General features: G+C 59.8%; 14 protein-coding genes and 1 tRNA gene. 5 read left to right on the top strand and 10 right to left on the bottom strand.

Going from position 1 to position 12,817, the window contains the following annotated elements; all coding sequences use genetic code 11:
* Position 1: 1 nt before the first annotated feature.
* Entirely contained in the window at positions 2-1,945 is a 1,944-nt protein-coding gene (locus QMF81_RS06700) for an adenylate/guanylate cyclase domain-containing protein (protein ID WP_281749972.1), read from the bottom strand.
* Between the two features lie 183 nt (positions 1,946-2,128).
* Positions 2,129-2,205, bottom strand: a tRNA-Arg gene (locus QMF81_RS06695).
* 35 nt (positions 2,206-2,240) lie between these two features.
* On the opposite strand from QMF81_RS06695, the gene QMF81_RS06690 reads away from it, so the two are divergent.
* From QMF81_RS06690 to ylqF, 5 genes are all read left to right on the top strand, one after another.
* Positions 2,241-2,846 carry a UbiX family flavin prenyltransferase gene (locus QMF81_RS06690; RefSeq protein WP_281749970.1) on the top strand — a complete coding sequence of 202 codons (606 nt, stop codon included), beginning with the start codon at positions 2,241-2,243 and terminating at the stop codon, positions 2,844-2,846.
* Positions 2,847-2,857: 11 nt separating this feature from the next.
* Positions 2,858-3,499, top strand: a complete 642-nt coding sequence (locus QMF81_RS06685; protein WP_281749969.1) for a site-2 protease family protein — start codon at positions 2,858-2,860, stop codon at positions 3,497-3,499.
* Positions 3,500-3,511: 12 nt separating this feature from the next.
* Positions 3,512-4,513, top strand: coding sequence for a tryptophan--tRNA ligase (trpS, locus tag QMF81_RS06680; RefSeq protein ID WP_281749967.1), 1,002 nt, complete (start codon positions 3,512-3,514; stop codon positions 4,511-4,513).
* A 69-nt stretch (positions 4,514-4,582) separates the two neighbouring features.
* On the top strand, positions 4,583-5,197 hold the full coding sequence (locus tag QMF81_RS06675; RefSeq protein ID WP_281749965.1) for a hypothetical protein: 615 nt from the start codon (positions 4,583-4,585) through the stop codon (positions 5,195-5,197).
* A 66-nt stretch (positions 5,198-5,263) separates the two neighbouring features.
* Positions 5,264-6,091, top strand: a complete 828-nt coding sequence (gene ylqF, locus QMF81_RS06670; protein WP_281749964.1) for a ribosome biogenesis GTPase YlqF — start codon at positions 5,264-5,266, stop codon at positions 6,089-6,091.
* On the opposite strand, the gene QMF81_RS06665 is transcribed toward ylqF, so the two are convergent.
* Genes QMF81_RS06665 through hmcC form a run of 8 tightly spaced genes read right to left on the bottom strand, consistent with a single transcriptional unit; the run spans position 6,088 to position 12,812 of the window.
* Complete coding sequence (locus QMF81_RS06665; protein WP_281749963.1) at positions 6,088-6,504, bottom strand: Rrf2 family transcriptional regulator; 417 nt, start codon at positions 6,502-6,504, stop codon at positions 6,088-6,090. The two genes, ylqF and QMF81_RS06665, sit on opposite strands and share 4 nt — an antisense overlap.
* Before the next feature lie 14 nt (positions 6,505-6,518).
* Positions 6,519-7,994, bottom strand: a complete 1,476-nt coding sequence (locus tag QMF81_RS06660; RefSeq protein WP_281749962.1) for an ATP-binding protein — start codon at positions 7,992-7,994, stop codon at positions 6,519-6,521.
* Between the two features lie 55 nt (positions 7,995-8,049).
* Entirely contained in the window at positions 8,050-8,406 is a 357-nt protein-coding gene (gene divK / locus QMF81_RS06655) for a DVU0259 family response regulator domain-containing protein (RefSeq protein ID WP_281749961.1), read from the bottom strand.
* Positions 8,407-8,418: 12 nt separating this feature from the next.
* Positions 8,419-9,336 carry a universal stress protein gene (locus tag QMF81_RS06650; RefSeq protein ID WP_281749960.1) on the bottom strand — a complete coding sequence of 306 codons (918 nt, stop codon included), beginning with the start codon at positions 9,334-9,336 and terminating at the stop codon, positions 8,419-8,421.
* A 48-nt stretch (positions 9,337-9,384) separates the two neighbouring features.
* The gene (gene hmcF, locus QMF81_RS06645) at positions 9,385-10,767 is read right to left on the bottom strand and encodes a sulfate respiration complex iron-sulfur protein HmcF (RefSeq protein ID WP_281749959.1); all 1,383 of its coding nucleotides are present in this window, start codon (positions 10,765-10,767) and stop codon (positions 9,385-9,387) included.
* Positions 10,768-10,781: 14 nt separating this feature from the next.
* The gene (hmcE, locus tag QMF81_RS06640) at positions 10,782-11,456 is read right to left on the bottom strand and encodes a sulfate respiration complex protein HmcE (RefSeq protein ID WP_281749958.1); all 675 of its coding nucleotides are present in this window, start codon (positions 11,454-11,456) and stop codon (positions 10,782-10,784) included.
* Between the two features lie 26 nt (positions 11,457-11,482).
* Entirely contained in the window at positions 11,483-11,632 is a 150-nt protein-coding gene (gene hmcD, locus QMF81_RS06635; RefSeq protein ID WP_281749957.1) for a sulfate respiration complex protein HmcD, read from the bottom strand.
* 10 nt (positions 11,633-11,642) lie between these two features.
* Complete coding sequence (hmcC, locus tag QMF81_RS06630; RefSeq protein ID WP_281749956.1) at positions 11,643-12,812, bottom strand: sulfate respiration complex protein HmcC; 1,170 nt, start codon at positions 12,810-12,812, stop codon at positions 11,643-11,645.
* Between the last annotated feature and the right edge of the window lie 5 nt (positions 12,813-12,817).

Below are 12,817 nucleotides of genomic sequence, written 5' to 3'. Positions count from 1 at the left end.
ACTACTTCTTGGTGAGCTTACGCACCTCGGTTGCGACAATTTCCTCGATCACACTGGGCCCCTGGGGGAGGCGCTCCACGGCGTAAATGCCCACCGGCCGTTCCTTGCCTTTGACCGCCACCCGCTCCAGCCCTCGCACCCGCACCGGCCCCAGGACTTCAGCCAAAAGGGCATCGCGGATGCGCGCCAGGGTGTTGTCCGTGATGAGCAGGGGGACATCATAGATCCGGGTAAGGCCCTCCACCCGGGAGCCGAGATTCACCTCGTCACCGATGACGGTGTAGTCCATTTTCTTGCCTTCCGCGCCGATATTGCCCACGACCACTGCCCCGGAATTGATGCCAATGCCGCACGTGAGCACCGGCTTTCCCGCGGCCTGCCAGGCGACGGAAAGTTCGGCCAGACGGTCGAGCATGCCCAGACCGCAGGCAACGGCGCGCAGGGCGTGGTCCGGCTGGTCCACCGGCGCCCCCCAGAAGGCGAGGATGGCATCGCCGATGAACTTGTCCAACGTGCCATCATGCTGGAACACCACCTCGGTCATGGCGCCAAGGTATTCATTGAGGATGGCGACCACCTCTTCCGGAGGATGCTGCTCCGAAAAGCTCGTAAAACCTTTGACGTCGGAAAAGAGCACCGTGATCTCGCGACGGGAGCCGCCGAGGCGGGCGGCGTCCGGATTGCGCACCAACTCCTTCACCAACTTTTCCGTGACGTACGAAGCGAACATGCGCCGAATCTGCCGGGCCTGGCGTTCTTCCACCGCGTAGGCATAGGCCGTGGTCACGCCCGCAGTGGCCAGGGTCGTGGCCACAGGCAGAGCCGCAGGCAGCCACCAGCCCCAACGCACCAAGGCCACATAGCCTCCACCAACGAGGCCCACCGCCCCAAGCAAAACCACCACGGCGAACACCGAGGCCGGAAGCCACACCAGAACCAGCACGGACATCAGCCCCATCACCGCCGTGACCAGGGGCTCCACCCACGCGGGAGCATCGCGCCAGAGTCGCCCTTCGAGCAAGGCGGCAAGGACCGAGGCATGTTTTTCGATCCCCGGCATGGCCGGCGAGGTCGGGGTCACCCGCAGGTCGTACACCCCCACCGCCGTAGCCCCTACCAAGGCAATGGCCCCGGAAAGGTCCACCTTGCCGTCGAGCACGTCCACCACACTGACCTGGCGAAACGTCCCCTCCGGCCCGTAATAGGGAATGCGCATACGACCCCACGCATCCAGCGGGACAAAGCGATCCCCCAAAACCAAGCCTTGGCCGGCGACATACTGGATCCTCTCCTCGGGAAGGCCCCAATACACAGCCGCAGCCCGCACCGCCACCGACGGCTGAAAATGACCCTCATGGGCCATGACAGCCAGCTCACGGCGCAGCACGCCGTCGGCGTCAGGCAGCATATTGATATGACCAACGGCCATGGCCTGATCCACGAGCTCCGGACGCGGCGCCAAAACACCCCGGGCCTGAAGGGGAGGATACTGGCGCAGATGCTCCAGGTTGCTGACCCGAAGAGGGCTCATCTGCGCCACCAGCGAAGTGTCTTGGTCGGGATGCGCGGTCTCGAAATCGAAGGTCACCGCGAGGATGGCATTGCCGGCGCGCCCCAAGGCCGCGGCGAGTTCGTCGTCTCCTTGGGCCGCTTCGCTCCAGATGATATCGTACACCACAAGCTCGGCGCCGGCGTGGGTCAGGGCGTCCACCACCCGGGCCATGGTGGACCTGGACCACGGCCAGCGGCCCAGACGCTGGATGCTCTTTTCGTCAATGGCCACGATGACTACCGACGGTGGGGCGGGGATCGGTCCGCGCCAGCGCAAGCGATAGTCGCCCAGCCATTCGTCGAGGCTCTCCACGGACTGCGGCCGCCACACGGCAAGCAGCACCCCGAGAGCCACCACCCCCATACCGATGAGCACCCGCCGCCACCGTCCCATATGCGCCTCCCTGAAGGAGTCATGCCGCAAAAGCGCCCGGAAAAAAAGCCCCCCACCGCCTTTTGACGTACGGTGCGCGCACCGCTACAGAACCACCCGTTTGGCGTACTTGGAAGCGACGAGGGCGTCCACCGCTCCAAAAACAATGCGGGTCACGGCCACGCCGCAACCCGCGAAAAAATCTGGTGCGCAATGCAGGAATCGAACCTGCGACCTTTAGCTCCGGAGGCTAACGCTCTATCCAACTGAGCTAATTGCGCATGAGGAAAGCCTCTCTAAGAAGGAGACTCCACTCTTGTCAAGCCCATTCCTGCCCCAACGCATCCTGCTGGCGATCACCGGGGCCAGCGCCATGCCGTATGCCCAGGCACTGGCAGAAGCCCTCGGCACCCACCCCCACGTGGAGCTCCATGGCATCATCTCCCCTGGGGCGCAGGTGGTGCTCCAGCACGAAGGCCCGCCCCAGGAAGCGATCACCCGGCACTTTGCCGCCATGCACGAGCCGCACGACCTCGCCGCCCCACCGTCAAGCGGCTCCTGGGTGCATCACGGCATGATCATCTGCCCCTGCTCCATGGCCACGCTCGGCGCCATTGCCTCCGGCGCGGGCCACAACTTGGTGCACCGGGCCGCGGACGTCACCCTCAAGGAACGCCGGCTGCTCATCCTCGTCCCCCGGGAGACTCCACTGACCGAGATCCATCTGCGCAACCTCCTGCGGCTGAGTCGTATGGGAGTGGTGATCATGCCCCCATGCCCAGGATTCTACCACCATCCCCGCAGCATCGAGGATCTCACCCGCACCTTTGCGGGGCGGGTGTTGGATCAACTGGGCCTGGTCCACGACCTCGCGCCCCGCTGGGGTGAGCCCAAGCTTGCCCCGCCGAAGGCTTCCTGCTAGCCCGCCTCCCCATGGAAACAATCGCTCCACACATCCAGCACTTGGCCATCATGGCCGTGCCGTTTCTCGTGGGCATCACCTGCCATGAAGTGGCCCATGGCTGGGTCTCATACCTGTTAGGCGATCCAACACCCAAGCTTGCCGGCCGCCTGACGGCCAACCCCCTGCGCCACCTCGATCCCATGGGCACGCTCGCCCTTATGCTCACCCAGACCATCGGCTGGGCCAAGCCCGTGCCCGTGGACCCGCGCCACTACGCCTCCCCGCGCCGCGATATGGTGCTCGTGGCCCTGGCTGGTCCTGCGGCCAACCTCGTGGTGGCGTTTGCTTGTGCGCTCTTCTTTTGGGGGCTTGGGAGCCTGCCTGTCGATTGGAGCAGCCCACAGGCCGCCTTTTGGGGCCGGCCCCTTGCCAACATTGCCATGGCCGGGGTCTCCATCAACGTCGCCCTGGCGGTCTTCAACCTCCTGCCCATTCCACCGCTGGACGGCAGCAAGATCGTCGCCTGGCTGTTGCCTCCCCACCTGGCAAGCCAGTACCTCCGTTGGGAGCGCTTCGGCTTCATCGCCATCCTCATCCTCGCCATGACTGGAGCCCTCTCGTTCGTCATCCGTCCTGCCCTGCGCCTGGCGCAGGCACTCTTGTTGGCATAAGGAAAACACTCCATGAAAACCGTACTCACCGGCATCACCACCACAGGCACGCCCCATTTGGGGAACTACGTGGGCGCCATCCGCCCTGCCATCGCGGAAAGCCGCGACCCCAACACCCGCTCGTTTCTCTTCCTGGCGGACCTGCACGCCCTCATCAAATGCCATGATCCCAAGCAGATCCACCAGTCCACCCTCGAGGTTGCGGCCAGCTGGCTCGCCCTGGGCCTCGACCCGGAAGTGACCACCTTCTACCGCCAATCCGACATCCCGGAGATTCCGCAACTCACCTGGATCCTCACCTGCATGACCGCCAAAGGGCTCATGAACCGGGCCCACGCCTACAAGGCCGCAGTCCAGGCCAATGAGGAAGAGCGCAGCGCCGATCCCGACGCCGGCATCACCATGGGGCTCTACTGCTATCCCATCCTCATGGCTGCAGATATCCTGATGTTCAACGCGCATGTCGTCCCTGTGGGCAAGGATCAGGTACAACATTTGGAAATGACACGGGATATCGCCCAGCGCTTCAACCACCACTATGGTGAGCACTTCGTACTTCCGGAAGCGCGCGTGGATGAATCGGTAGCGGTGCTGGTGGGCCTCGATGGCCGCAAAATGAGCAAAAGCTACAACAATTACATTCCTCTTTTTGTCCCGCAAAAGACCCTGCGCAAGATGATCATGCGCATGGTGACCAATTCCCAGGGACCGGACGAGCCCAAAGATCCCAATTGTCCCATCTTTGAAATGTACCGGGCATTTGCCACCCCAGAACAGACCGAAGACATGCGTCGCCGGTTCCACGAAGGTATCGCCTGGGGAACCGTCAAACAGGAACTCTTTGAGCTCATTGATGCAGAACTTCGGGAGCCGCGCCAACGCTACGAGGAATTGATGCGGCATCCTGAGCACATTGAAGCAATTCTTCAAAAAGGCGCCGCCAAGGCGCGGGAAATCAGCGCCCCGTTTCTTATGCGCATCAAGCGCGCCGTAGGCATCTCTGCCTTGGGATAGCCGAAGGCGCAAACTGGCCTTTCGCGCAAAAAGCTGCTACACGCGGGCCATATCAAGGAGGGTGAGTCAATGAACCTTGCGGAAAAACTCCAACTGGACGATGGGGAAGAACGCCCCCGGCGGGTGATCCTCGCGGTGGCGCGGCCGGATGCCCCGCAGGAAGAAGACTTCGCCAGGCTCGCGCAGCACCTATCACCAAAGCGGCTTTCCGACCCCGAAGTGGACGCCATCTTGGCCGCATCTGCCCCGCAGAGGGAACGCGTGTCCCAAGAGGAAGCGCCTTCGCCCGAGGTCGGCCCAGCCCCGCAGCCCGAGACAGGATTTCCCTGGAGCAAGGCAGCGCTCTTGGCGTCCCTGACCTTCATTGTGCTCTTGGCCGCTGCCTACTTCCACCTCCATGCCGGCGTCCAACGCCTCACGGACGAGCTCCACGACCTGGCCGCCATCAAAGGACACGTAACCCGCCTGGACACCAAGATGGGCATCCTCGAAACCAAAGTGGCGGATCTGGAAACCCTGCCCACCAAGACCCGGGCGGCCTTGCTCTCTTCCATCCTTCAGGAAATGGCGCAGAAAACCCAGTACATGTCCGAGCAGATGTTCACCCCGGATCAGCAGGAAAAATTGCTGCGGGCCAAAGAGCTCGTGCAGCAGGTGCAAACGGACCTAGGTGCCGCGCACTAACCGGTTTTTTTCCCCAAATGCTCCTGACGTGCGCCTCTTTGGGGCGCACGCTGTTTTTGAGGTTCTATGCAGTCCATTCAATGGTTCCCAGGACACATGCACCGCACCCGCCGGCAGCTGGCGGAACTGCTCCCCAAGGCGGATGCCGTCATCGAAGTCCTCGATGCCCGCCTGCCTCAAGCAAGCCGCAACCCTCTGCTCCACCAGCTTCGCGGCCCCAAGCCCTGCGTGGTCGTGCTCAATAAAAGCGATTTGGCGGATCCAGAAGTGACCCAGGCATGGGTGACCCATTGGAAGGCGCACGACCTGGAGGTCCTTCCCCTCGTGGCCACAGACGCGAAAGTCAGCCGCCGGGTGCTGCAGGCGGCTCGCGCCCTTGTGCCGCCGCGCAATTTCCGCCTGCGCCCCCTCGTGCTCCTCATCGCTGGCATCCCCAATGTGGGCAAATCGACGCTTCTCAACTCCCTGGCCGGCCGCAAGGTCTCTTTGGCCGCGGACAAGGCCGCCATCACCCGCGCCCCCAAGCGTATTCACTTGGACGAGGAAACCACCCTCTACGACACCCCCGGGGTGCTTTGGCCCAAATTGGAAGACCAGCACGATGCCCTGCTTTTGGCCGCCTCGGGCGCCATCCGCGAAACCGCTCTCGACTTATGGACCGTGGCTGTCGGCGCAGCGGCGCTTCTGCACCAATACTACCCGGAACGCCTCAGGGCCCGCTACGGGATTGCCGGCGATGGACCACCGGAGGAATTTCTCTGGAACGTCGGGAAACGACGGGGCTGCCTGCGCGCCGGGGGTGTGGTGGATGCAGAAAAGGCCGCCCAAGTGCTCTTAGGCGACCTTCGCAGCGGAAAACTTGGACGAATCAGTTTGCAAAAACCGCCGGCCTAGCCTTTGCGGCGGATGAGATCGCTCAACCGATAGGAATCAAGGGTTTGCATCAAAACGTTGGACGCCTCGATCCACACAAACTGGGTGACGCATTCCCCGGCCAAGGTACACTCGCCGCACAGACGCTCGCCATCGGAGCAATTGGAGATCAGGAGCCGCTCTTCCAGGGCGCGCACCACATCCCCCACGGTGATTTCGTCGGCGGATTTGGCCAGCTTATGTCCTCCAAACGGCCCACGCTTACTTTGAATAATCCCACTCTGCCGCAGACCAGTCACGAGTTTTTCCAAATATTTCTGAGAAATATTTTGCCGCGCGGCAATGTCGGACGTGCTCACCCACCCTGCATCCTGATGTAAGGCGATGTCGAGAAGCAGCCGGGTGCCGTAGCGACTCCGAGTGGTCAAACGCATGCGTCCATCTCCATTCATGATGCCGGTGCCGACTGCGAGCGGGGCTGCCGAGGGAGAAATACCCGAAACTCCGTTCCTTCACCCAGGGTGGACTGCACTTCAATGCGGCCGCCATGCTGGTGGACAACGTCATTGGCGATATACAGCCCAAGACCGGTACCCCGGCTCCCCTTGGAAGAAAAAAACAAGGAAAACATCTTCTCTTGTGTCTGGCGGTCCATGCCTATCCCATTGTCCCGCACAACAAAGCAGACTTCGTGCGCCGTGGCCGACACGGCGAACACGACCTCATGGTGGGGTTTGGCTTCGTCCTCGATGCAGGCATCCACGGCGTTTTCGAGGATGTTGACGAGGCCAGAGGAGATGACTTCTGGATCCAAAGATACCTGTCCCAAATCCTGGGAAAAATCCCTCTGAAAGGCGACACCGTGTTTTTCCGCTTTGGGCTCCACAAAATTCGCGACACTTTCGGCAAAGGAGCGAACATCGATGTTTTGGATGTTCAGTTCCCGCTCTTTGGAATAATAGAGCATTTCCAAGACGGAATTGCGAATGCGCGCCACCATGAGTTTGACGAGCTCCACGCCGCTGCGGATGCGGTCCATATCCCCGGTCTCGATCCCTTTTTCCAAGCGGTACATCCCGCCATCAAGGGCCGTGAGCATGCCGCGCACGCCATGGGAAATAGAGCCGATGAAAAGGCCCAAAGAGGTCAGCCGGCTTTGCAGCTCCCGAATCTGGGAAATGTCCGTGGAAAGCTCCATGACTTCCACGATATTCCCATTTTCATCGCGAATGGGCGCGGTCATGGTGAGCACGATGCGCTGCTGGCCGCTGCGGGTCGTCACCACCTCCTCCGTTTGGTGCATCATCCCATCGGCAAAGGTTGCTTCCACTGGACAATTGGGGCAGGGATGCGTGCGGTGTTTGTAAATTTCGTAGCAATGCTCGCCCAAGCAATCGCCAAAGTCCTCTTTGAAATGCCGGTTGGCACGAACAATGCGCCAATCTTTGTTCTGCACCGAAATATAGCACGGTACTTCATCAAAAAGTTGGCGGCACATCTGCTGACTCATGCGCAAGATCTTATTCTTCTCCCGCACGATGTCGCATTGTTCCTGCAGATCTAAGATATCCAGAGCCCGCTTCACCGCAATGGACAGGGCCCGCTCGCCCACTGGCTTGAATAAGATATCGGAAGCGCCGGCCTCCAAAAGATCCAGCCCACGATCGCTTTCTCCGGACTCCAGCAGGGCAATGACCCGTATGCGAGGAAATTGCTGCACAATATCGCGCACCAAGGCCTCGCCATCGTTCTGGCAATGGCCGAGGATCAACAACCGAGGCCGTACCTCATGCAAGGTACGGGCGACTTCCGCACACCGGCACAAGACCGGCCGGAAGCCATGCTCCGCCAACACCCGAGCGAGCACCTGCCCATGCTCCACGTCTGCGGTGGCCACGACAATGGGTTCAGTCGCAACAATCATAACCACGCCCCAAAAAGGAAGCCCCCGCCCCAAACGGCGGGGGCCTGGAAGTCCATCACTCGCCCAATGTTTCCTTGACCACCTTGAGGAGTTCCTCACGGTCAAAGGGCTTGGTAAACGAGGCAACTGCCTTGGGGATGGCATACTTGTTGCCGGCAAGCCCACTGATCACAATGACCGGGATACCACCGAACTCTTCGTCCTGGCTCAGCTGCCGATAAAACCGTGGCCCCCACTCCTTGGGCATTTCCAGGTCCAAGGTAATGAGATCCGGACGCTCCGAGCGCACCACATCCATGGCGTCGGCCCCGTCCGTGGCCTTGCAGGTGGCGTAGCCATTGTCCTGGAAGATGTCTTCCAGATAGGTGACGATGTTAGGATCGTCGTCGATGATCAAGATCTTCTTGGCCATGGTGTTCCCCCTTTATTCGTTGTCCACCACTTTGTCCGGACGGTTGACCGAAACCACCGGACACGATGCCCGCAACAGCACCTGCTCAAGGGTGCGGCCCAACGAAGCGTCGGACGTCTCCCGAGAATGGTGCGCCATGACGATGAGATCCGCCTGGCGCTCTCGCGCATACTTCACGATTTCCACATAGGGAATACCTTCCCACACATCCGCGTTGATATGGGGATATCCCTTGGCTTGGAGCAAGTATTTCCGACGGATGCGATCCCGGGCCTCCAGCATACGGTCATCGATCTCCTGCTGCGACATAAGCCCATGCTGGGATTCGATATCGACGGCATGAAACACGTGCAGCTTAGCGCCCAGTTCCCGAGCTGTCTTCAGCGCAAACTGGAAGGCGTACTCCGAAGCGCGCGAGAAATCCGCCCCAAAGACGATATTGGTGAACCCGCCCCAGAACGACGCGGCGGGGCGGTTCACCACCAAGACCGGCGCCTTGGAGGCCTTGGCCACCCGCTGCAGGGTGGAGCCGGCGAAGTGCTTGGGATAGGCGTCAGAATCCCCCTCGCACCCGGTGGTACTCGCACCCATGACAATGATATCCACGTCTTCCTGGCGAGCCTTGCGCAGGATCTCCCGGTGCGGGATCCCCACCACGGCCTCGATGGAACACCGGGCCCCGGAGCGCAGCTGCCGGTCATAGGTATTCTTGAGCTCATCCTGAACCCAAGCGATATAATCGGCGTCCAGCTCTACTTTTTCCCCGGTACGCACGTCCACAACGATGTGGCTGAACCCGCGGCTGGGGACGCCCAGTACGTGGAACACGAAAAGCTCTGCGTCGTAGCGCACCGCCATATCGAAGGCGACCCGAGCCGCAGCGTCACAGCAGGGAGATCCAGATGTGGCGAACAAAATCTTCTTGAACATCGGTCAACTCCGTTGGGTTGCGGCGCGCCGTACCGCGCGCCGTGGCTCTTACTCCTCGGGCCGCAAGTGCGGGGGCACTTCCACCATCTTGATGAGCAAGGGCTTGAGGAAGGACCACTTGATGCCAATCTGGTACTCTTCCTCCAGATCCCGGATGGCGTCCCAACAGTTGTGGCATGGGGCCACAACAAGTTTTGCGCCTGTAGCCAAGATCTGTTCCCGCTTCATCTTGAGGGCGATATTGCGTTGCTTGCGGTACCGACCGATACCATTGAAGCCACCACCGCCGCCACAGCAATAGTTGTGCTCCTTACACGGAGCCATCTCACGGAAGTCTTCGGCGATGTGCTTCATAATGATGCGCGTACACTCACGAAGCCCCGCATTACGCACATAGTTGCACGAATCCTGGACCGTGACCGGCTCTTTGATCTTCTTCGTAGGATCGATCTTGAGCTTTCCGGTTTCCAAGGCCTCGGCCACCCACTCTACGTAATGAATACATTCCACCGGTGGCTTGCCATCCGGACGGCCTGCCCAATACGGGCCTTCAATAACCGTGGCGCGATAGGCATGCCCACATTCAGTGGCCACCATGCGTTTGGGACGCAGCCGCTCCATGGCGCTGTAGATGGTCTCCACCTGCATCTTGCAGGCTTCCCAGTCCCCCGCAAACATGGCCAGGCTGGTCATCTCCCAGCCCACGCTGGGCATGGTCCAGTTCTCACCAGCGATATGGAAGAGAATGGCAGCCTCCACGATGTCTTCCGGATAGTGCTTGGCCTCGCGGGCATTGATCATATAGACGATGTCCGCGTCTTCTTTATCGATGGGGATCTCCAGGCACGGCCATTCCTCCTGGGCCTCTTCCACCATCCACTGGCACGTATCCACAAAGTCTTCCACGGTCACGTCCATCTGGGCGCGGAAGAGGCGATGCATGCCCGAGCCGATCTTGAGCTCCCAGGGCACAAAACCCTGAGAGTGCAAAAGCCCACGCAAGTAGCTGAACATGACGCCCATATCGATGCCGTAAGGGCAGTAGGTGCCACAACGGTTGCAGCAGGTACACTTGGACCACGCCGTGTCCATGCACATGCGCATAAACTCGTTGGACACCTTGCCCTTGCGCCGGACGATTTCTCCCAGGGTGGACTGGATCTTATACGACGGAACCTGGGTGGGATCCTTTTCATTGACCGTATACAAAAAGCAACTGTCCGCGCACAAACCACAATGGGCGCAAATTTCTAGCCAAGTCTTGAGGCGGGACTTCATGGTCTTTTGGATCGTGGCCCACAAGGCATCGGAGTCCACATCCAACTGCTCCATTTCCGCATAGTATTGCCGCCCGTTGGAATCCGCCAGCAAGGCATCGAGCTCTTCGCGGGTGGATACGGGCTTCTTATTACAAAGTTTTCCTTCGGGCATGGTCCATTCCTCGCTTACCAGTCAAAATTGGTCTTCATTCCACCGCGTTTGATCCCAAAATCCATCCCCAGCTGGATGCGCGTGCAGAAGAACAAGGCAATATGCGCCAGCTTGGTAAAAGGTGCCGCAAGCAACACCACATGACCGCAAAGGACGTGCAGGGTAAGCCACGTCATGTAGCTCTCCGTGTGCCGGGCGGCCATGATGCCCGAAGCCAGCAGGGTCAGCGTGAGCACGAGCAAGGCCACGTCTTTGAAATCCGTGAGAATACGCACCTCAGGCAAGGCAAAACGGCGAATACCAATCCCCACGCCGGCCAAAAAGGCGGCGATGGCAAGAAAGTCGGCCAGCCCCTGCGGCAGGGTGGGCCAGGACAGACCGATGCCGTTTCGGATCATCACCACGTGCCCCTCCAAGAAGAGCGGCACCACCACCAAGCCGATATGGAACACAAAGAACGCAAGGGTGAATACGGGTTTTTCCCGCCAGCTATGGGTGCCAAAGGGGATGAGCCATTTATACACCGAGCGCCACGCCCCTTTGAGTCCGTAGGGCAGCTGCGTGGTATAGGCCACCCGGTCCAGACGCCAGTCCAGACCACGGAAATACAGGACCACCCGCACCCCCAGTCCGATAAAAAACACCGCGAAGGAAAACCACAACAGTGGTCCGGTCAACAACGCATACATACGGATCCTCCTTGGACCGACGCCAGCTATTCTTCTTCCTTGTCCGCGAAGCGGTCATCCTCGCGGCTGGTCAGAAAATTCCAGAACACGATGAACCCGACCAAGGCAAGTCCCATGCCCACATAGGCCATCCCTTTGGTCCAGAACATGAAGTCGTGATAAGTCATGAACTCCATCGCGAACCTCCTAGTGGGCATCCCGGAACTGGGGATGCTGATGCAAGATGGGAAGCTTGTTGAGGCAGATACGCAGCACCGTGATCTCCAGGGTCACAATGAACACGGTAATAAGGAACTCTTCAAGAGAAGGAAAATACCGCGCCTCTGCAGGCAGTCGCCAATTGAAGGCAATGATGGAGACATTGAGGCGGTTCAAAATAATGCCAGCAACGGTCATGATGGAGGCATAGAACGCGACGCGTTCATTCTTCTCCCGGGCCGCCACAGCGTAGAGGATGCAGGGAAGCAGGACAAACCCCAAAACTTCCACCAGGAACCACAGCCCCCATCCTGTGCCGAGATGGCTCCAATTATTGTCCATGGCCACGCCAATCCACTTCATGCAGAAGTAGGCGAAGAGTACCACAGATGCCGCCTTGGAGAAGCCCAAAACCACCGGAGAAAATCCATGGTGATGCTCTTCGTCCATCTTGTGGTTGAGATATTTGTGGGAAAGCGTTCCTTCCAAAATCACCATAGAAAGTCCGGCCGGGATACTGGAAAGGAAGAAGAACAGCGGCAGATAGATGGAATACCACAGTGGGTGCAGCTTGGACGGGGCAATGAGATACAAGCCGCCCAAGGAAGACTGGTGCAACGTGGAGAGAATGACACCGAAGATGGTGAGCGCCAAGGTCAGCTTGTGCACCAGATGGCGGATCTTGGCCCAGCCCAGCACTTCCCACAGGAAGGGAGAGAATTCGATGGCCAGTACCGTCAAATACAAGGCCACACACAAGCCCACTTCAAAGAGAAAGGAGGTGGGCCCAGGATAAATGGTCAAAGGATAGGGGAGCCGGTAGTAGCGGCCCAGATCGTAGAGCAAGGCGAAAACCACAAAGGCATAGCCCAAGAACGCGGTGGTGATGGCTGGCCGCACGGCGGAATGATATTTCTTCATGCCAAAGAGATACACCGCTGCCGTGGTGGTATAGCCGCCAGCGGCCAAGGCCACGCCGCACAAGAGGTCAAAGCCGATCCAAATCCCCCACGGGTTGTCATCCGACAGGTTGGACACCGCGCCAATGCCCATGGAGAACCGTTTCACCGTGAGCACAAGGCCAATGACCAGAATGATCGCCGTAATGATATTGGCCGGGGTCCAAAATTTTTTGCTTGGTGTTGCAACATGCGCCATATGGC

The sequence above is a fragment of the Thermodesulfomicrobium sp. WS genome (assembly GCF_027925145.1).
Taxonomy (GTDB): Bacteria; Desulfobacterota; Desulfovibrionia; order Desulfovibrionales; family Desulfomicrobiaceae; genus Thermodesulfomicrobium.
The sequence above is the reverse complement of the archived record's forward strand: the minus strand, read 5'-3'. Positions and strand labels throughout refer to the sequence as shown.